Genomic DNA, 19557 nt, shown 5'->3' with positions numbered 1-19557 from the left:
TGTATCTGACTTCATAAAAAAACCTGGTGAATCATTGATCCATCAGGTTTTTGAGCTTGCTTGTTTTTTATTGTTTAAGGCAACAGCTGGCTTTTTAGATCTGCCGTCCTCTTGTTTAATAAGGCGGTGTAAAGCAAGTAATTGATATGTATTCGAAACAAGTAATGGGACAATCATTAACAAAGCATAATCGGTTCCACTTGTACGGAGACCCGGCACCCACTCAATCGTTGTCATAACAACCATTAAAAAGAGGGCAGGTATAAAGGCGCTGCTATTCGTTTCCTTTGCTTTGATATAAGATACAATTACACCATATATAAGTAAGCCTGCCGCTACAAGAACATAACGAAGAAGCGATCCATCCCCGTCACTTGCTGTATATGGAAAATAAACTAAATCAAACAACACGAACAGGATAAGTAATACTTGAACGGTTGGCCAAAAGGAACGGAAAAGTCCCAAACCAAACCGATGAATAAATAAATAAGCAAAAAACCCTGTTTGACTTACAACCGTAAACACCAAGCCTAAGCCAAGCGAAAACAATAACACACCAACTAATTCTTTCAAATTAAATGGATTAAGATAAGCGAGGTATTGATCGGTTTTAACAAAAAAACTCGTAATAAGTCCTGCTAATCCCCCAATTAACAAAGTTCTCGTAAATAAAGTAACTACTTTTCGACTATTCAATCTCATTTCCCCCTGCCGCTTATGATGCACAAATCATACCACCCGTATTTTAACATGAACAACTTGTTTTTTCCTCTACAAGTGCATATTTTTTCGTTTCGGTTCCATATTAAACATAAGGAGGAAGGAGGATTTCCTTATGTTTCCGAGATCACGATTCATACTGTTTAGCATAGTAATTATGATTATGACGCTTCTTTCTGCTTGTAGTGGAGAAAATCCAGCTGCGAAAGAAGGGGAATACGATACAACGAAAAAAATGGTTGTTGATATATTACAAACAGAGGAAGGAAAAAAAGCACTCGCAGAAATTATGGCCGATGAAAAAATGAAGCAGGAGCTTATCATGGATGCGGAGGTTGTTAAAAAATCAATCAATGAAGCATTAACCTCTGAAAAAGGAAAAGAAATGTGGGAAAAGCTTTTTAAGGATCCAAAGTTTGTAAAGGACTTTGCTAAATCCATGGAGGATAGTCATAAAAAATTGATGAAGGACTTGCTAAAGGATCCCGAATATCAAAAACAAATGATTGACCTCATGAAAAATCCAGAAGTGGAAAAGCAAATGCTAGATGTACTAAAAAGTCAGCAATTTAAAGCGCATTTAGAAGAGTCCATTCAACAAACATTTGACTCTCCATTATTTCAAGCTAAAATCCAAGAAATCCTATTAAAAGCTGCGGAAAAGCAAGGGAGCCAGCAGCAAGGTGGACAAGGACAAGGCGGAGGTGGAGAACAACAGGGTGGAAGCGGAGGCGGTGGTTAATTTACCCGCCTTCTTTTTATACATATTTCCCATCTTACAAACACAACCCATTCCTTTAAAAAATTGATTCTAATCATTCCATTTTTGTTCACAAACGTTCACTATTTTCTTCCCATTTCATTGCTTCTTGTTCATTCATTCATTACACTATATAATAGAGAATGATTCTCATTTGTAATTAGGAAGGGTTGATAAAATGAATCTTTCAGAGCTTCGATCTGGGCAGTATGCCATCATTGATAAAATGGAATCGATTGATTCCGCATTACAGCTTCGGCTAACTTCCGTAGGACTCTTGCCTGGATGCAAGCTATGTATGAAGCAATCTTCCTTATTAAACGGACCGTGTATCCTCGAATGTCGTGGACAAAACATTTGTATTCGTAAAGCAGAGGCGAAAAAAATAGAGGTTATACAATTATGAAAACATCCCTCCTTATCGGAAATCCGAATACAGGTAAAACCTCTCTTTTTAATACATTAACGCGCTCCTATGCGTATGTTGGTAACTGGACAGGAGTAACCGTTGATAAAAAAATAGGAGAGCTTGAAAATAATCAAGGGACACTAATTGATCTGCCAGGTATTTACGACTTATCGCCTGTATCTGCTGATGAACAGCTTGTCGCTAATGCACTCGTAACAGAAAAGTATGATCAATTATTAAACATTGTTGACGCAAGCCAATTAGAGCGGAGCTTGCATCTAACCATTCAGTTATTGGAAGCAGACATCCCGATGGTTATTGCATTAAACATGGTTGACGTGGCAGAAAAAAAGGGGATCCTCCTTGATGATGAAAAGCTAGCAGCGATGCTCGGTGTTCCCGTCCAGTCTGTAATTGCTAGAAAAAATATCGGAACGGATCAGCTCCTAGAGAAGCTAACCGCTCCCGTAGATGCACCAGCGTTTACACTCTCGTACCCAGAACGCGTAGAGGAAGCTTTAACCAGCTTTTCTACTTTAATCACAGCGGAAAACTTATCATCACGCTGGCTTGGACTGCAATTTTTTACAAATAATAAATCGGTTGATGCATATTTACAACAAAACGAAAATTATGCAGACATGGTCGCCTTAAAAGAACAGCTTGAAAGTGATTTAGGAAAGCCGATTCATCGTATTTTGTTCGATACTAGAGATGCATTTATCCAACAATTATTACAAACAGCAACCTCTCAGGATACGACGAACAAGCTAAAGTGGCAACAAACATTAGATCATTATGTCACCCATCCAATATGGGGTATTCCAATCTTCATGCTCGTGATGTTTCTTGTTTTCCAAGTGACATTCTCTTGGATAGGTACACCTTTATCTGATTTACTCGATGCCTTTTTTAGTGGTCCATTAAGTACATGGATTGATCAAGGTCTTACCCTCATCGGGGCATCGCCATTTGTTCATGCACTTATCATTGATGGAATTGTTGCAGGGGTTGGAGGAGTTCTCGTTTTTGTCCCTCAAATCTTCGTGCTTTTTTTCTTTATTTCACTATTGGAAGACTCTGGCTATATGGCACGAATCGCTGTTATAATGGATCGCCTCATGGAATTCTTCGGTATGAACGGAAAATCGTTTATTCCAATGATCATTAGCTTTGGCTGTAATGTACCAGGTATAATGGCAACCCGAACCATCGAACAACGAAAGGAACGATTATTAACGATTCTTATCGCTCCATTTATGTCTTGTTCTGCTCGATTGCCAGTGTATGCTTTATTTATTGGCGCCTTTTTTGTTAAGCATCAAGCACTTATTGTTTTTTCACTATATTTTCTTGGCATTATTTTAGCTTTAATTGTTGCGAAGCTTATTTCCATGACAATTATGAAGCATGAAAAGTCCATGTTCTTTATTGATCTTCCTATTTATCATCTGCCACATGCTAAAACCTTGTGGCGTAGTACATGGGAAAAAGGAAAAGGGTTTATTCGCAAAGCAGGAACCATCATTTTCGCAGGCTCTATATTTATATGGCTCATGAGCTATGCTGGACCAGGTGGCTTTAATGTACAAATGGATAACAGCTTTATGGCGATTGTAGGAGGATTTATTGCTCCGATTTTAGCTCCATTAGGCTTTGGTACATGGCAAGCCGCTGCATCATTAATTACAGGATTTTTAGCAAAAGAAGTAGTCGTTTCTGCGATGTCCATCATCTATGCGGTATCTGAAAATGAACTTGCTACGTCGCTTGGTCAATTTTTCACGCCAGTATCTGCATATTCATTTATGGTTTTTGTATTACTTTATATTCCTTGTTTAGCTACTGTCGCAGTTATATGGAGAGAGACGAAATCAACGAAGTGGACAGTATTTTCCATTATCTATCCACTCGTTACTGCCTATGCTGTAACATGGGTGATTTATCAAATTGGATCCGTTCTTTTTTGAGAAATTTAGCTTAACGGAGAGGAGCTTCAATGATGATTAATGTTATTCTTATCGCATTAATATTTGGTTACGGTACGTATACACTTTTTCGGTATTTTAAAAAAAGTTCAAAAGGAAAGTGTGCTGCCTGCGAATTAAATAACACGTGCTCGCAAACGTCCTGTGTAGTTGATGAAAATGTGCATGCAACAAAAAATCAATCATTGTAATATGCTCATTAATCCTAAAACGATAAGCAGCAAAACGAAACAGCCTGCATCCTCCGAAAGTTGGGAGGAAATGCAGGCTGTTCTATTTAATATCACCTATTATTTCTCTAGCTGTGCAACAATTTTTGCTGCTATTTTATGATATGCTTTTCCGAGTGGATGATCCGCCTGATAAACAGATGGAGCAAAATCATCCTCATCTTCATATGGCTGTTGAAGGGGTAATTGTCCGAGTACTTTCGTATTCAAGACTTCTGCGAGCTTCTGTCCGCCTCCTTGTCCAAAGACAAACTCTTTCTCTCCAGTCGTCTTGCTTTGGAAATATGCCATGTTCTCTACAACACCTAGAATCTCATGCTTTGTTTTTAATGCCATTTGACCAGCACGCGCCGCAACAAAAGCAGCGGAAGGATGTGGCGTTGTCACGATCACTTCTTTACAGGACGGTAGCATTTCATGCACATCCATGGCAATATCGCCAGTTCCTGGAGGCAAATCAAGCAATAAATAATCTAAATCGCCCCACTCGACTTCTTTAAAAAAGCTTGTTAGCATTTTTCCTAGCATCGGGCCACGCCAAATAATCGGCGAGTTGTCCTCTACGAAAAATCCCATAGAAATAACTTTAACACCAAAGCGTTCTACTGGGATAATCTTTTCGCCTCGAACCTGTGGTCTTTCCTCAATTCCCATCATATCTGGAATACTAAAGCCATAGATGTCAGCATCAATGATTCCGACTTTTTTACCTAAACGCATTAAAGCCATTGCTGTATTTACGGTAACCGTTGATTTACCAACGCCTCCCTTACCACTAGCAATCGCAACGAATTTCGTGTTCTGGCTTCCACCTAGTAAAGATGCTTCTTTTTCATGATCTACGGTTGGCTGATATTTTTGAATTACCTCATCTGGTAATTGCTCAAAGCGCAATCCCACCGTCGTAGCTCCATTTTTCTTTAAAATACGAACCACTTCTTGTTGCAGTGTCATTTGCTCCGCTGTATTTGTTTTACCAATCGCCAGCTTGACACTTACATGCTTTTTATCTTCCCTAATCGAAATATCCTTGATCCCGTCTGTTTCTTCAAGTGTTCTATGTAAAAATGGATCGTTTACTGGGCTAAGCAGCTGTATTACTTCTTCTTTCGTTAACACAGTTTGTCACCTTCCCTTTGGTAGCATTGGTTGAATAATGATAAGTAGAAGCATTATAAGCTCAATTTCTATTGTCATGCTCCACATGATAACATGTCCACTGCTAGTATAACATAAATCACTTGAAATCTAAGTGATATGAACTGGAGAAAGGGAAGGCTTAAATATATAAGGTATTTCACTGTTTTCAAAGGTTATTCAGATGCTTCTTCTTTTGGCTCCTCTGTCATATATCGCAGCATCCCTTCATACATGCTTACTGCTACTTTTTCTTGATAGCTTTTCTTTTTCAATAATTCTCTTTCCTTTTCATTCGACAAAAAGCCAATCTCTACTAATGCTCCTGGAACCTTTGCTTCTCTTAACAAGTACATGCCATTAATCGCTAATGGGGAGCGTGTCGTGTTTTTTAAGTTTGTAATCATTTGCTCTTGAATCATTGTAGCTAGATGCCTACTTTCCTCATAACGCGCATAATAAAATGTTTGTGCCCCACTCCATTTCGGAGAAGGAATCGCATTCAAATGAACAGAAAGAAAAAAATCTGGCTTTTTATCATGAATAAACTGAAGTCGCTTGCGGATATCCTCTGACTTTCTTTTCGATAATCCTTTTGTTTGTGCATCTGCTAGATCTGTATCCTTTTCCCGCGTTAAATAAACCAGTGCTCCAGATTGCTGTAAATACCCTTGTAATTTTTTACTCACCGCTAGCGCGATATCTTTTTCTTCTGTTTTATCCCTTCCTACTGCACCACCATCTGGTCCGCCATGTCCTGGATCAATGACGATCGTTTTTCCCGATAATGGAAGTGACCATGTATTCCATGTTTTTTGTGTTTGCTGAAGTGGATATTGAAGTAAAAATACAAGCATGAATAACCCGACAACCCATGCTAAACGCTGCAAATGCTTCCTGTAACGTTCCATCTATACCGCCCCTTACTCCTTTATATTGCTATTATTTTATGGGACAAGACGTTCCTTTATGACTTAAACGATGCAGATTAGATTCACTCGTGTGCGGGTATAGCATGAATAAACGACTTTCATTGGAGGGAAGCAGATGACAGCAATCATCCATTTCACAAGCGCTTTTTTAAGCAGGTGGAAGCAACATAATATTCCATTACTTGCTGCTGCCCAAGCCTATCACTATTTACTGTCCATCATTCCATTGCTTATCGTATGCTTTACCATTATTCCATACTTTCAAATTCAACCTGAGGATGCAATAGCCTTTGTTCAACAACACGTCCCAGACGGAATAGCAACTATTTTCCAAGATAATATTGTTCATATCGTTCAAACACCAAAAGGCGGATTATTAACGATTGGAATTATTGGTGCATTATGGACTGCATCGAATGGCGTTCGTTCCTTTATGCAATCAATAAATGAAGCCTATGATATCGAAGAGACGCGTTCCTTTCTCGCTGTTCGATTGCGTGCCCTTGGACTTACGATAGGCGTCATCCTAGCTTTTCTAATCGCGTTTATTATTCCTGTGCTCGGAAATTTAATTTGGAGTTTATTAAAAACATCGTTACCGATTTTCACTGAGTTTGATGTGCTATTTCAAGTGCTTCGCTGGTTCGTATCTTTCCTCGTGCTGGCCTTATTTATAATGGGACTTTACCGCTTTGCTCCAAATAAGAAGCTTTCTTTTCAACACATTTTCCCAGGAGCTTGTATAGCCAGCCTTTTATGGCAAATTATTTCGTTTGGCTTTTCTTTCTATGTGAGTAATTTCGGAAACTATTCGGTTACGTACGGGAGTTTAGGTGGGATTATTATACTGATGATTTGGTTCTATCTAACCGCCATGCTGTTATTAATTGGGGCACTTATCAACGTACTGTTACATGATCAGAAGCATAAGCAAACAAAACAAGGAGAGAAAAAGTATGCATAAGGGGATGTTGCTTAAGGGGAGACTCCTTGAAAAAGAGGAACACTTTTTCTGCGTGCGATGTATCGCTGCCGAAGCGTTCGTTGTCCTTTGGGAAAATGAAATAGAGGAACGCAGACTAAAACCGCTACGTCCTGTGGCAACGTCTGCGCTAGTACGTCCTGTACGTCAAAAAACCCACTCGGAAAAGCGTGCTATCTTTTCCGAGTGGATTAAGGCCGTGCACTTGGCAAAGAAGATACTGCCAAAAGTATTTTGAGGTTGTTTTGTCTCTTACGCTTCGTATTGAATCTTATTCTATTAACGAGAAAGCAAACCAATGGTTATACTTTTTTTCCAATCTCCTAATTGTCGTACTTGTTTCCAAGGAATTCGTTCTATTTGTAATGGTGTAATAAATGAAGCGTCATTGCGAAATCGCTCCTTTTTAGCTTGCGCGAGCCATTGTCCTTGCTCAACACCATGTGTTACTTCGACCGAAGGCTTCATCTCAATGCCTGTTTGAACAGGGGTTTTTACCAGCTTTCCAGTAGCTGTCATCTTCCAGACATACTTTCCAAACAAGCTTTTCTCTGTAATAACCGGTGTATCTAATGATTCTTGTAACGTAATCAAAATCGATGCATGGTAGCCTGGTAAAAGTGTTTCGATATCATCTGCTTCTTTATCGAGTGCTACATGAAATGGATACATACTCCGCGTTTTGATTTCCAGCGATACTGGCTCTTCAGCAACAAATTGAACAGCACCCTCTACCTGTTGCTTTCCCTCTGTCATATTAACTGTTGCAGACATCGATTCTTCGACAAGCATCCGTTCCTTTTCGGTCAATTCTCCTCGGGCCAATAATTCTGGAAGCTGAATCGTCACAATCGGATTATCCAATCCATCTGATACCGTTGTTACTTTTCCGCGAAACGGACTTTCCACCGTTATCGTATCACCACTCGAAGAAAGCTCCGAGATTTGAGATTGGATGCTTTTCAACTGGGCCGCCTTTTGATCCCGTTCTTTTTCCTTTTCGAGGATATATTGCTCCTTAAGTAAAGTTGCCTCAGATTGATTCTGCGGTATCTCTATTGTTTCATTTCCTTCTGGGGAAACAAACTTCATCGTCGTTTGAGATACTTGATACGCGTTCATCTTTCCAATAGCCGCTTCGATCGCTTCCATTTCTCCGGTTAAACGCTCAGCTTCCCGTTCAAGGCTTGCTTTTGTCTCATAATAATAAGTCGCTTTATATGAATAAAGCGGATCTCCTTTATTGACCATGTCTCCTTCTTCTACTAGAAATTGATCGAACCCACCAAGCTGATTATCAAAATACACATGCTGTTCATTAATATAATCTAGCATACCGTCAACTTGAATCCGTTCATATACGTCGCCAAGGCTAACTTCGTTCCATTCACTCACATATGTAATGCGATCAACTTTTTTATCTTTATCAAGCATCACTAGACCAACATTCAATCCGATAAAAAACAGGACCATAAACATGATTACTTTCTTTTTCCTCATCCGAACCACCCACCTATCAAATAGCGATCCATAAAGGCAAACAGGGAAACAAAGGCCCACTCAACAATATGTAGAAATAAAACGCTTAGCCATATCCGTTGCTTGCTCATCGATGATAGCTTACGCAAATAAGTTACTTGGAAGGATATAACCCAGAGCTGAAATAAAGAAATTGCTCCAAAAAAATAAATCAGCCATGCTTTATCAGTTATGAAAGAAAAGAGAATGCCGAAGGATGCTGGTGATACATACCAATCAAGACCAAAGAAAACCGCCAATGGTATCCACGTTAATCGTTCCAAAAGTAGAATCGAGAATACAACCTGCTGCATAATGACAAGCTTTTGAAAAGGAATTCCTGTTAAGTAGTGGAAAAGAAGCGCAGGTACAGCAATAACAAGCACTGTGAAAAGCAGCCCATATAACATTCGTCCTACAATAAACCAAAATTTGCTTGCTTCATATTGTTCCATCCCTAATCCAACTGCTTCTCTGGAAATCAGCTCAGAGCCAATTCCAAGGTATGCCATCCATCCATAGAGAAACAGACTAACAACAGCTAAAAACCCAGTGACTTTCCATAGATTGCTAATCTTTTCTGCCCGTTGAATTCGATATAAATGATCTTCCATTGAAAACAAAAGTTTCACCAATTGCACATGATAGGTCATGAATTCCATTCCTTTTCTATGTGTTGTCGTACGAGATTTCCTTGCTATTAATTTTAACTTATCTGTAAACAATTTCCTACCATTTTCTATTTTTTTCGAAAAATAATAATAGAAGAAAAGAATCCGAGCGCGCTTTGTCGACAGCGAAGCTACTTTCACATCAATATTCCACCTTTTATAATAAAAAAAGCTGCCCATCGTCTCTATTCAAGACGTATGAACAGCCATTAACCGCCAAATATTTTATTTAAATACTCGTTTTCTATTCGCATAAGAATACTTGCTATATATACTTTTAGAAATAATCGGCAAAAAACGCTTCTTGTAATGGTACGATCTGTTCAAGCTTTTCAATAGCTTCCTTCGAACCTTTTAGCTTTTCCATCCCATATAGATCGACCGGTCGTTTGTAACCAAGCATGATTGCAGCAAGGGTTTGCACAGAACAGTGAATTCCCTGTGTTTGTTCACTAACCGCCTTTACATAAGTTACAGTTGATTCGTTGCTTTTAACCTTGATGTGGTATACTCCATTATTCTCTGGAAGAAATTCGTCCTCGACAATTAACGATACGTGACAGGATTTCTCGAGCGTTGTGAAGGGATACTGCTTTAAAAATGCAGCAACGTCAACGATGCGAGCCATGAAATATGGCTGCACTTTTTGTTCATAGATTGGCTCATCAACGATTAAATCAAGCTGATCTCTTTCTGAAACAACCATTTCCACATTTTCCGCCATCGAATCATGGTTTGCAAGAAACTGTAATAATAGCTTTCTTCCGTTAAGAGATGTAGATGCCATATCCTGTACAGTAAGTTTTTTGTCCTTTACATCATACATAACATAGCCTTCTGCTTCTCCTTTATCATTGTATGCTACTGCGATTTGTGCATCTTTTTTGAGAATGCGCTGCTCCCACCATTTAAGGTCTCGAACAAGCATTCCTGAAAATCCCTTTGCATAAGCAGTATAAATCGGATGCAACAAGGAAATAGGTTGATTCTCTCTTCTAACATAACCCACCCCATTCCACTGTTTACGTAAAAGCTTCATCGGAATGGTATAAGCTTTTTCCGCGAATGCGAGCTCCCAGCCAAATTTTCGGTAAAAAGGAATGGAAAATGGGTGCAAATAAGAAATGGTTTGTCCTTGCTTCCGCATATATTGAAGCGCATGCTTCAACAAATGCTTTACCATTCCTTTACGACGGTATTCTGGCCAGGTTGCCACCGCACTAATCCCGCCCATTTCAAATTCTTTCCCTAAGATATAACAGGAAAGTGGGATCAGATGCACTTTCGCTGCGAGCGTTTCTTCCTCCATCCAGCCCCATATAATGTGGCGTTCTGCTTCTTCTCTTTTTTTCTTCATCTCCTCAGGACTTAGAACATATTGAAAAGCAAATTGGGATAAGTCAAAAATCGCTTCATAGTCTGCTTTTGATAATTGTTTGATATTGTTCATACTTTACCCCCTGCACAATATAATTAATGAATAAAACTACTATAGCGTATTTTAGCAAGGTAACAAAGTCAAAAATAAAAGTATCTCCAATATAGGGGAATGAATCAGACAGAAAAGAGCCATTATATAGGAAAAGGAGGGAAGATGTGATGGGAGAATTTCGTCATTACCGTTCTGGACAAAAGGCGCCAAATAATGGTGTATATATTGAAATTGGAGAAACAGGAAGCAACGTAAATAATCCAAAGCAGATAAAATTAAAAGCTGGAGAAAAATTCCCAGAAAACTCCAATCAAAATCGCGTATGGACATATGAAAAAGGATAGTCGATGATCGACCGTTCACTATCCATTATGCTTTACGCTTTCGCAGCACATCGGCAGATAAAATTTTATCCAGCTTAAATGTCCGTACTTGCTTTCGCCAATAACAAAATGCTAACACCTGTTTTTCATTCACATCCAAAACACGAATAATGCGTTGAGTGATATGATTCGTACTGTCTATATAGAATATCATAAGCTTTTCTTTATTTTGGACGGATCGATGAAAGAGGCCAATCATTATAAACCACCACCAAAGGGAACGTTTGTTCTTATTTTATGTAAAGCTGTTTAAAAAGTCAACTCTTTTCCACATAATTCTTTATCAAGTTTCGCACGAAAGCCCCACGCTATTGTGAGGCTTTCGAACACCTATCGTGAATAGACACGTACATAGGTTGGACTAGCGGTAATATACAGTCCACTTTTAATTTGATACATATAGCCACCGTCTACTGGAAACTTATCCTGAATCACCGTATATACTTCCCCTTTATTTACAATAACAGCCTTATCATTCCAATCCGGTGTATTGTACGTCCACAGGGCATCAGCCAATATTTCAATATACAGAGTTGACGCTGTTTTTCTCGTCAAACCAAGTGCTTTGGCCAGGCCTACTGCATGTCCACGCGCAATTTTAGTCAAAAATGCATCACTTGCTAGCTTTGTAGCATCTGCATGATGATCAATAAATCCGTTTTCCGTTAACACAGCGGACATATTTGATTCACGGAGCATATGAAAATTCGCTTCCTTCTTTCCCCTGTCACCATAATTTGTCTCTAAAACGATTTCATCATGAATAATCCCCCGTAAGCGATCCGTCTCCCCTTTGCCTAAATAGCTTCCATTATGAATATACGATTCAAATCCTGTTCCCCCTCCTGCATTTATGTGAATGGATACAAGATAGTTTGCCCCCCAGCTATTTGCCATATTTGTTCGTTGCGAGAGTGAAAGTGTCGCATCTGTTGTACGAGAAAGCATAATAGAATGACCTTCATATTCATTTTGGAGGATATCTCTTGTTTTCAGCGCGATTGCTAAGGTCAATTGTTTTTCTTCTAGTCCATATCCAGTTGCTCCACTATCATTTCCTCCATGTCCTGGATCAATAAAAATATTAATCATCTTCTGAGCTCTCCTTACATTTATTTTGGTACAAAAAATTTCTTGTCCCACTATAAAGACCTACCGAAGAAAGTCCTAAGGCAATTCCAATCAAAATGCCTCCTCTGAGACTATCAGGATTCGCATAAATCGTTCCTGCAGCTACTCCTAAAATTACCGCAAGCAGTGGTGCATATTTTCTCGGCAGCCCTAGAATCTTAGCTACCTCGATCAGCCCCATAATAATTGGAATTAGCACAACCCCGTATGCTTCAATTCCAAACATGAATATCACCTCCATAGGATAATTTACGCAAGTCTTGTCCTCCCAGAAACGGTAATTTGCCTGCTGCGATTAAAAATAAAAAAAGCGACTATATACAGGAAGTACTGATTTTTCGTTGATTTTCTCAGATACTACGCTGTTCTGATCGATGAATCTGTTTGATGTTCTAATACGAATGCACAGCTACAAATGATAGTTGACACACTCCTTCCCCTTTTTTATAATCTACAAAGGTATTCTCACAAGGAAAGCCCGAAGAAGTGATTACTCCGAATGTGGTAAACCATTTTTAAATTGGAGTGTGATATCATCGATGATCCAATATGCGGAACGCCTTTATGCATTCCACATGGAAAAGGACGACAGGTGATAAAGAAGCTTCTATCTTAAACGACAGAAGGGCTTTATTGCTTGGGAGGATTTCTTGTGAACTACTCTTAATTCGTGAAAGAATTATGTCAATTTGAGAACATAGCGATGTCATCGCATTAGAAATGCTATACTAATAGAGAATAATCAAACAAGTGGGGTGCATGTAAATGAAATTAAAAATAAGTGCCGTCATTATGCTATTGGTTGCTGCTTTCTTAGTTGCATGTAATGATGATGGAACAAACGAAGAATCTGCTTCTAAAAAGGAAACGACAGATATTAAACAGCTTGTGCAGGATTATAGTGTTGGGGAGATAACCGATCAATCGGCTTCCATTACATCACAAGAGCTTATCGTGACCGATGCGGATAATAGTGAAACAATCTATGATTTACCTAAGGATGAATTTTTTGTATCGATAGCGCCTTTTATAGAGCAAACCCATCCTTGTACCAATCATAGCTTAACAGGCTGTCAAGGAGAAATGGTTGAAAAGGATTTCGATGTGTTAATTGAAGATACAGATGGAAATGTTATTGTCGACAAAACCGTAACTTCCCAGAAAAATGGGTTCTTCGACTTGTGGCTTCCTCGTGATAAGACATATCGTGTTGTCATTACACATGATGGAAAGCAAGTTGAATCAGAAATTTCTACCTTTGAAAATGACGGAACATGCATCACAACGATGCAGTTAACATAGATATTAAGTAAGAAAACCGCTTCTTCTTAACTAAACTGCACCCCAATTGTTAGACACCATCTAACAACGGGATGCAGTTCATAACCATTTGAGAAAAGGCGGTTTTTTATTTTTATCAAGACGTACGAATAACCATTTCACCAGAAAAACATTAATCAATGTAGTATACAATTTTAAGGTAGCAATAATCATCTACTCTAATTTTAACGCTGGTTCCAACTCAGCTTCAAATGTTCTTGGCCAGGGAAGTTTAACGTGAACATCGCTTAAACCATTAATTGTACTGTAAAATTTCTTTCTCCCTCTCGAACCGATATAAACCGATTTACCATCAAAATTCCTATACCATTTTACGGTTTCAGTTGTTAAGTTACTTCTAACAAATTGATTAACAACATCATAGTCACTACCCAAATCCCATGGGTTTGCACCTATATCTAAAATATATTGATTTGTAGCAGGCTGCACCACATTTTTATATCCCTGATCTTTTGCAAAACGGTGAAGCAGAAACTCATAATGAGCTTTCGCTGTTTCCTTGTAAACAGGTACACCGAATCCTGACTTTTGATCAAGGAATGCATCTCTTGACGTAGCATGACCAACAGTCATACCAAGTGCATTGCCAGCAGTATTCCACCCACTATATGAAAGTATTTTAGTTAGGTCCACCTTTTCAGCAAGTGTCTTAACAAAATCTTCATCCGCTTTGTTAACGATTAATACATCTCCTATAGCAACTTGTTTATTGTTCAAAACTAATTCCTGAATTCTATTAACCATAGCATTTATATCATCTGATCTACTATCACCTTCCTGCGAAGGTGTATTTAAAATTAGGTGTATATCAGCATCTGCTTCAGTTGTTGTAATATCCGCTCCAGCAGCGATAATGTGTTTCATAACGTTTTCATCAAAAGTTGTATCTTCAAAAGGTGCAATCCAATCTTTTCCGTGGATACCTCCGTACTCAATGAAATACGTTGGGGTTTCATTAAATAGCTTCGTTACGAATCTTGAAACAAGTACCCCATCTACTTCATCAGCGCCAGGGAAAATGGCCACTTTATCTTCAATGTTCAAAGCATCAACTTTCTCAACCAATAATTCTCTTTCAGCGCGATGGAGCCCATAAGGAGCGGCATCGTCCTGTGCCAATATCAAATAATCAATAGCGTTATCTTCGGTCCATTCAATAAGGGTTTTGTTTACTTCATGATTCCTTTCTCTTGCTCTTAAGTAATCCTCCAATACTTCTACAGGAATAATTGCTTCCAATTGCTCCAATCGTGCACGGTCCTCTTCAAATCCTAAGTTATGAACTTTATCATAAAGAATTGCCCATTCCCGTATTTGATCATAGTATTTTGCATAATCTTCATTGATTGCAGTTACCGCTAGTCTTTGAATAGTATCATATACATATATTGGTTTTTGCGGATGCTTTTCCTTTAATTCTTTTATGATTTGTATGCCTCGATAAGCTTCCTCGATTGTCTTTTCACCTGTTCTTGAGGCAATTAATCCTCCGTAGGCCAACATACTGGTAGACAGTACAAAGCCATCAGCTTTTTCAGCATTACTTATTAACCATTTAGTTATTTCTTCGCTATTACCAGGACTGTCATAATATCCAATTATTTCTCTTGGTGGGGTAATTACATTAACTCCCGCTGCTTTACCCACCTTTTGTGGAAAATAGATATTTGCTGGGCGGTCATCCAAAGGTACAAGTAGAATATTCGCTAGCCCCTGATCCTTGTCTTTTGCATGTGCGATTTGAACACCTGGAATCAATAAGAAAAAAATCAAAATAAAATAAAATGCTTTTCCTAATTTCAAAAGAATCGCCCCTCTATTATCTTTTTACTGTTACTTTTCCAAATGTTTTCTTCATTGCTTCTACTGGATCATATTCAATAGAAGAATCCCAATCAACAACTTGACCAACCTTTAATAATTCCACTTTTAATTCTTTGTAATCAAGATCTTGTACATTCTGATTATTTTTCAATGCCAATGTAGCTGCTACACCTGCCGATTGTCCTAGTATCATGAATACTGGTTCCATTCTGATGGAGCCATATGCGATATGAGAACTTGATACACACACTGGTACTAATAAATTTGTACACTCTTCCATCCTTGGTCTAATTGCACGGTAAGAAATGGGGTATGGTGCAATAGGAATTTGAACATCGCCTTCATTCACACATCTTCCATCTACGACAACTCTTCTACAATGATGAGAGTCCATTTGGTAAGATGCCAGACCAATAGAATCATCAATCCTTGTATACCCCAAGCAGTTATGTTCCGTCATCACATAATCTGAAATCATTCTTCTTGCTTCTCTAATATAAAGCTGATGTGGCCAATGGCCCGTTTCCTTGAATTCATCTTTAGGCAATCCCCACGATGAGACTTCTTCCCTGATATCGGCCGGAACCCTGGAATCATTCGCCAAAAAGTAAAGCATTCCTAGATTATAAGAAAAGTGGTCTTGAAAGATCTCTTCCCGTCTTTCATAACTACCATCTGGCCATTCATAATTCATTCCGATGTTATCTGTTGAAAATCCACCATAGTTATTCAAATCTGATTTACCGTTAGGCATCATAGTATGCAGATTCATAGCGTCCCAAAAACCTGCTTCTATATATCGTAATAATAGAATATACCGATTTGCATCATAGTTTGGAGGCTTAGGAAAAGGTATTTTGTTATTGGAATCCTTTGTTAGACAGATACGAAAATTATATGCCTGGATTGATTTATCTCCTTTCCCATTATATCCCACCGCATCCATGTCGGTTTCTGTGATACCTGATAGATAGCCACTACTTTTATCTCCTTTAGTAACATACGGATCAATCCATGTTTCGAATTTATGATGTTGTCCACCAAACTGAATCCCATTAAATATTTCCTGATAAGTAGCACTGGATTCCCTGCCAACATGATACGAAACACCTGCTTTGGCCAGTAAGTCTCCTTCATAGCTACTGTCAATAAACATTTTCCCTTTATAAACCGTTTCATCTTCCATCACTAACTCTGTAATTTTTCCATGTTCCATTTTAACTTCAACTAAATGTTGATCAAAGTACACATCTATGTCATGTTCCTTAATCCATTTATCAAATATAGCTTTGGCCACACTAGGTTCGAATGTTTGTTGTTCCTCCTTTCCATAATGCTTTCCTATTTCTCTATAGTACTCTCTTGAAAGACCTCCAACCGCTTGGCCAGCTCCTAAATCAGTTGCTCCTAGGCCGCTGGCAGTTATGCCTCCTACATGTCGTCCAAATTCAGCAATTGCCACCGATAAACCTGCCCGGCTTGCTTGAACAGCGGCAGTAATACCTGCCGGTGTAGCACAATATACTATTAAGTCTCTTTCAATGGTTTCGTGATTATCTGTTTTTATGGAAGGTCTGTAGTAATATAGATTTTCAAAACTCATTTATAGATTCCTCCAATTAATGTATTTCCACTATTTAATACTGCCAGCTGTCATTCCCTCAATAAACTTCTTCTGTGCAAAAAAGAACACTATTAGTAAAGGTATTGTTGCCAATGTGGTAGCACTCATTAGATGGTGCCAAGCAGTTCCTGTCTCATCTGTGAACAGTGACAAACCAATTGGAAGTGTCATTAATTCTCTACTATTGATGAATATTAAAGGATATAAAAATTCATCCCAATTTGTTAAAAATGTAAAAATGGTTAACGTCGATAGTGCTGGAATAGAAAGTGGTAACATAATCCTCCAGTAAATCCTAAACTTTGAGCAGCCATCCATAATCGCTGCTTCCTCTAGTTCTTTAGGTATTGCAATAAAGAATTGTCGCATCAAAAATACACCAAATGCCCCTGGAGCGCCAAAAACAGGTAATAATATTAACGGAATATGCGTATTCACCAAATTTAAATCTCTCATAAATAAAAACAAGGGAATAATAGTGACTTCTGGTGGAATCATCATTACACTTAATAACAGGATAAAAATTATATTTTTTCCCGGAAAATTTATCCTAGCAAATGCATATCCAGCCATCGAGGCAAATAATAGAACAAATAGTGTAACTAAAACAGCAATATATATGCTGTTCCAGTACTGCTTTAAGAAAGTGACTTTGTTTAAAACTTCTATATAATTCTCCCATCGTATCGGACTAGGAAAAAATTGAGTAAAAATTTTGGCGGGCTCTTTCAAGGAAGTTAAAATCATCCAAATAAGAGGACCTATCATAAAAATAATGATTGAACTTAATCCAAGATATCTTAAATATAAAGTTCTCTTATTCCTCATAGAATACCCACCTCTTTCTCACTACCCATGAAAGGATAGTAAAAGCTAATAAAATGAAAAATAGAACAAAGGCCAGGGCTGAAGCATACCCCATGTCAAATAGCTTGAATGCAGTTTCCCAAATATAGTAAACTAGCACTTTTGTACTTTCACCAGGCCCTCCTCGTGTCATTACATATACTTGGCCAAAAATTTTCATTGCTCCTATCGTTGTGATTATCATGGTCAAGAAAATAGTAGGAGTAATTAAAGGGAATGTTACATTCCTGAATTTTCTGAAAGCTGAGGCTCCATCCAACTCAGCAGCTTCATACAGTTCCCCAGGAACTTGTTGCATTGCTGTTAAAAATAAAATCATGTTTAACCCAACGTTTTTGATAACACTTACTATTATCACTGCCGGCAACGCGGTACTCTTATTCAATAGCCACGAAGGTCCTTCAATTCCAAATAACCCTAGAAATTGATTGATAAATCCCAATTCTGGAGCAAGAAGATATTTCCAGACAATTGCCCAGACAATTAATGATGTTACTACCGGAACAAATATAGCTGTTCGGAAAAAGCCTATGCCCCAAAATTTGTCTTTTAGAAGAACCGCTAAAAACATTGCCAAGGTAATATTAAGTGGCACCAATCCTAAGCTGAAGAACAAGGTAACAATTAAAGAGTTTTTAAAGGAGTTATCCTTAACAAGATTTTGATAGTTTTCAAAACCAGTGAAAAATGATTCTCCCAATAGTGGCCAATCATGCAAACTAATATAAAAAGCATATAATAATGGCCCAAACATGAAAATTGTAAACCCTAGTAACATAGGTGAAATAAATAACCATCCACCTATAGTATCTCCCAATTTATTGCTGATTTTCTTTCTTCGTATTAGTTTTGTTTTTGTCATACAATCATCCTTATGTCAGCTTAATTTACTATTATATTCATTAAATTCAGACACAGCTTGATAAATAGATTCTACTGTCGTTCCAACTGTAACCGCACCTAGCATTACTGCATTTATGCCAATTTGTTTTAAAATATCCATATCAGCCGGAACAAGTTTTTTCTGGGATGGAATAATAAGCGGAAGATCGGTATTTTTTCTATAGTTTTCATATAAAACCATGTCCGTAAAATTAAGTGGTTTTCCATAGTTTTCCTTCTTTACCACGGACAATTCAACTGCTTTTATATCAAATTGCTCAATTGCCTTCACTCTGAAAGGATCAAACTGATCATCAACAGCAACGGTTTTTTCCAAATCATTTTGAAGTAGTAAATTTGACGTAATGTCCTTTGCATAGAGTGAAAAGTAACTAAAACCAACTTCTTTTAACTTCGCTATATCTACTTGGTTCACCTTATTAATATCATCGCTAATAACAATACCAAGGGGACCGTTATATATCTTTCTAATTTCAGTGAATACATCAATATAACTGTCCAGCCCCTTAAATTCATTTCCGCTTGCACGGTGGCTTACATTGATGTGGAATTTTAGTGCATCGGCACCTGCATTAATCGCAGCTTCCGCTAAATCCACACGGTTTTCAGGTAAGCTAACAATAATAGGCATTTCTTTACTTAATAAAAAATCATTTAGTCCATTATTCATTCTTTCACCTCATAAAAAGTTATTATGAAGAGAAC

At 38.1% G+C, this 19557-nt stretch carries 22 protein-coding genes; 8 read left to right on the top strand and 14 right to left on the bottom strand.

Features of this window, described 5'->3' with window-relative positions; all coding sequences use genetic code 11:
* Window positions 1-42: 42 nt before the first annotated feature.
* A complete protein-coding gene (locus SPK86_RS12690; RefSeq protein ID WP_330949515.1) occupies window positions 43-696 on the bottom strand; it encodes a KinB-signaling pathway activation protein in 654 nt (217 codons plus the stop codon).
* 139 nt (window positions 697-835) lie between these two features.
* Here SPK86_RS12690 and gerD point away from each other — a divergent pair, with 139 nt between their 5' ends.
* The 4 genes from gerD (at window position 836) to SPK86_RS12670 (ending at window position 4068) form a co-directional block, all read left to right on the top strand.
* The gene (gene gerD, locus SPK86_RS12685; protein ID WP_330949514.1) at window positions 836-1462 is read left to right on the top strand and encodes a spore germination lipoprotein GerD; all 627 of its coding nucleotides are present in this window, start codon (window positions 836-838) and stop codon (window positions 1460-1462) included.
* Between the two features lie 196 nt (window positions 1463-1658).
* The gene (locus tag SPK86_RS12680; RefSeq protein WP_284141066.1) at window positions 1659-1886 is read left to right on the top strand and encodes a FeoA family protein; all 228 of its coding nucleotides are present in this window, start codon (window positions 1659-1661) and stop codon (window positions 1884-1886) included.
* On the top strand, window positions 1883-3859 hold the full coding sequence (gene feoB, locus SPK86_RS12675) for a ferrous iron transport protein B (RefSeq protein ID WP_284141065.1): 1977 nt from the start codon (window positions 1883-1885) through the stop codon (window positions 3857-3859). Before SPK86_RS12680 ends, feoB begins: the two co-directional genes overlap by 4 nt.
* A gap of 29 nt (window positions 3860-3888) precedes the next feature.
* Entirely contained in the window at window positions 3889-4068 is a 180-nt protein-coding gene (locus SPK86_RS12670) for a FeoB-associated Cys-rich membrane protein (RefSeq protein ID WP_284141064.1), read from the top strand.
* A gap of 99 nt (window positions 4069-4167) precedes the next feature.
* Here the strand turns inward: SPK86_RS12670 and SPK86_RS12665 are convergent, their stop codons facing one another.
* Both SPK86_RS12665 and cwlD read right to left on the bottom strand, forming a co-directional pair.
* Window positions 4168-5226 carry an Mrp/NBP35 family ATP-binding protein gene (locus SPK86_RS12665; protein ID WP_284141063.1) on the bottom strand — a complete coding sequence of 353 codons (1059 nt, stop codon included), beginning with the start codon at window positions 5224-5226 and terminating at the stop codon, window positions 4168-4170.
* Between the two features lie 194 nt (window positions 5227-5420).
* Window positions 5421-6155, bottom strand: coding sequence for an N-acetylmuramoyl-L-alanine amidase CwlD (gene cwlD / locus SPK86_RS12660; protein ID WP_284141062.1), 735 nt, complete (start codon window positions 6153-6155; stop codon window positions 5421-5423).
* 136 nt (window positions 6156-6291) lie between these two features.
* On the opposite strand from cwlD, the gene SPK86_RS12655 reads away from it, so the two are divergent.
* On the top strand, window positions 6292-7140 hold the full coding sequence (locus SPK86_RS12655) for a YihY/virulence factor BrkB family protein (RefSeq protein WP_330949513.1): 849 nt from the start codon (window positions 6292-6294) through the stop codon (window positions 7138-7140).
* A gap of 52 nt (window positions 7141-7192) precedes the next feature.
* Window positions 7193-7396, top strand: a complete 204-nt coding sequence (locus SPK86_RS12650) for a hypothetical protein (RefSeq protein ID WP_330949512.1) — start codon at window positions 7193-7195, stop codon at window positions 7394-7396.
* 41 nt (window positions 7397-7437) lie between these two features.
* Here the strand turns inward: SPK86_RS12650 and SPK86_RS12645 are convergent, their stop codons facing one another.
* From SPK86_RS12645 to SPK86_RS12635, 3 genes are all read right to left on the bottom strand, one after another.
* Entirely contained in the window at window positions 7438-8658 is a 1221-nt protein-coding gene (locus tag SPK86_RS12645) for an efflux RND transporter periplasmic adaptor subunit (RefSeq protein WP_330949511.1), read from the bottom strand.
* Window positions 8655-9488: a hypothetical protein gene (locus SPK86_RS12640; RefSeq protein ID WP_330949510.1), complete on the bottom strand. Its 834-nt coding sequence runs from the start codon at window positions 9486-9488 to the stop codon at window positions 8655-8657. Before SPK86_RS12640 ends, SPK86_RS12645 begins: the two co-directional genes overlap by 4 nt.
* Before the next feature lie 136 nt (window positions 9489-9624).
* Complete coding sequence (locus tag SPK86_RS12635; RefSeq protein WP_330949509.1) at window positions 9625-10797, bottom strand: GNAT family N-acetyltransferase; 1173 nt, start codon at window positions 10795-10797, stop codon at window positions 9625-9627.
* A gap of 149 nt (window positions 10798-10946) precedes the next feature.
* Between SPK86_RS12635 and SPK86_RS12630 the strand changes: the two genes are divergently transcribed.
* Window positions 10947-11123 carry a YjzC family protein gene (locus SPK86_RS12630; protein WP_284141083.1) on the top strand — a complete coding sequence of 59 codons (177 nt, stop codon included), beginning with the start codon at window positions 10947-10949 and terminating at the stop codon, window positions 11121-11123.
* A gap of 25 nt (window positions 11124-11148) precedes the next feature.
* Here the strand turns inward: SPK86_RS12630 and SPK86_RS12625 are convergent, their stop codons facing one another.
* From SPK86_RS12625 to SPK86_RS12615, 3 genes are all read right to left on the bottom strand, one after another.
* Window positions 11149-11361: a hypothetical protein gene (locus tag SPK86_RS12625; RefSeq protein ID WP_284141056.1), complete on the bottom strand. Its 213-nt coding sequence runs from the start codon at window positions 11359-11361 to the stop codon at window positions 11149-11151.
* A gap of 131 nt (window positions 11362-11492) precedes the next feature.
* Entirely contained in the window at window positions 11493-12254 is a 762-nt protein-coding gene (locus tag SPK86_RS12620) for an N-acetylmuramoyl-L-alanine amidase (RefSeq protein ID WP_284141055.1), read from the bottom strand.
* The gene (locus SPK86_RS12615) at window positions 12247-12519 is read right to left on the bottom strand and encodes a hypothetical protein (RefSeq protein WP_284141054.1); all 273 of its coding nucleotides are present in this window, start codon (window positions 12517-12519) and stop codon (window positions 12247-12249) included. The genes SPK86_RS12620 and SPK86_RS12615 overlap by 8 nt, the downstream gene beginning before the upstream one ends.
* 539 nt (window positions 12520-13058) lie before the next feature.
* Here SPK86_RS12615 and SPK86_RS12610 point away from each other — a divergent pair.
* On the top strand, window positions 13059-13595 hold the full coding sequence (locus SPK86_RS12610; RefSeq protein WP_330949508.1) for a CueP family metal-binding protein: 537 nt from the start codon (window positions 13059-13061) through the stop codon (window positions 13593-13595).
* A 192-nt stretch (window positions 13596-13787) separates the two neighbouring features.
* Here SPK86_RS12610 and SPK86_RS12605 read toward each other — a convergent pair whose 3' ends face one another.
* From SPK86_RS12605 to SPK86_RS12585, 5 genes are read right to left on the bottom strand one after another with little or no spacing between them, the layout of a single operon-like run.
* On the bottom strand, window positions 13788-15437 hold the full coding sequence (locus SPK86_RS12605) for a DUF4127 family protein (RefSeq protein WP_330949507.1): 1650 nt from the start codon (window positions 15435-15437) through the stop codon (window positions 13788-13790).
* A 16-nt stretch (window positions 15438-15453) separates the two neighbouring features.
* Window positions 15454-17061, bottom strand: a complete 1608-nt coding sequence (locus SPK86_RS12600) for an FAD-dependent oxidoreductase (protein WP_284141051.1) — start codon at window positions 17059-17061, stop codon at window positions 15454-15456.
* A gap of 30 nt (window positions 17062-17091) precedes the next feature.
* Complete coding sequence (locus tag SPK86_RS12595; protein WP_330949506.1) at window positions 17092-17910, bottom strand: carbohydrate ABC transporter permease; 819 nt, start codon at window positions 17908-17910, stop codon at window positions 17092-17094.
* Window positions 17900-18811, bottom strand: coding sequence for a carbohydrate ABC transporter permease (locus tag SPK86_RS12590; RefSeq protein ID WP_330949505.1), 912 nt, complete (start codon window positions 18809-18811; stop codon window positions 17900-17902). Before SPK86_RS12590 ends, SPK86_RS12595 begins: the two co-directional genes overlap by 11 nt.
* Window positions 18812-18826: 15 nt before the next feature.
* Complete coding sequence (locus SPK86_RS12585; RefSeq protein ID WP_284141048.1) at window positions 18827-19522, bottom strand: hypothetical protein; 696 nt, start codon at window positions 19520-19522, stop codon at window positions 18827-18829.
* Window positions 19523-19557 lie beyond the last annotated feature (35 nt).

This window comes from Virgibacillus sp. MG-45, from assembly GCF_036409425.1.
GTDB lineage: Bacteria > Bacillota > Bacilli > Bacillales > Amphibacillaceae > LDC-1.
Note: the sequence above shows the minus strand (reverse complement) of the source record. Positions and strands in the feature narration are given on the sequence as shown.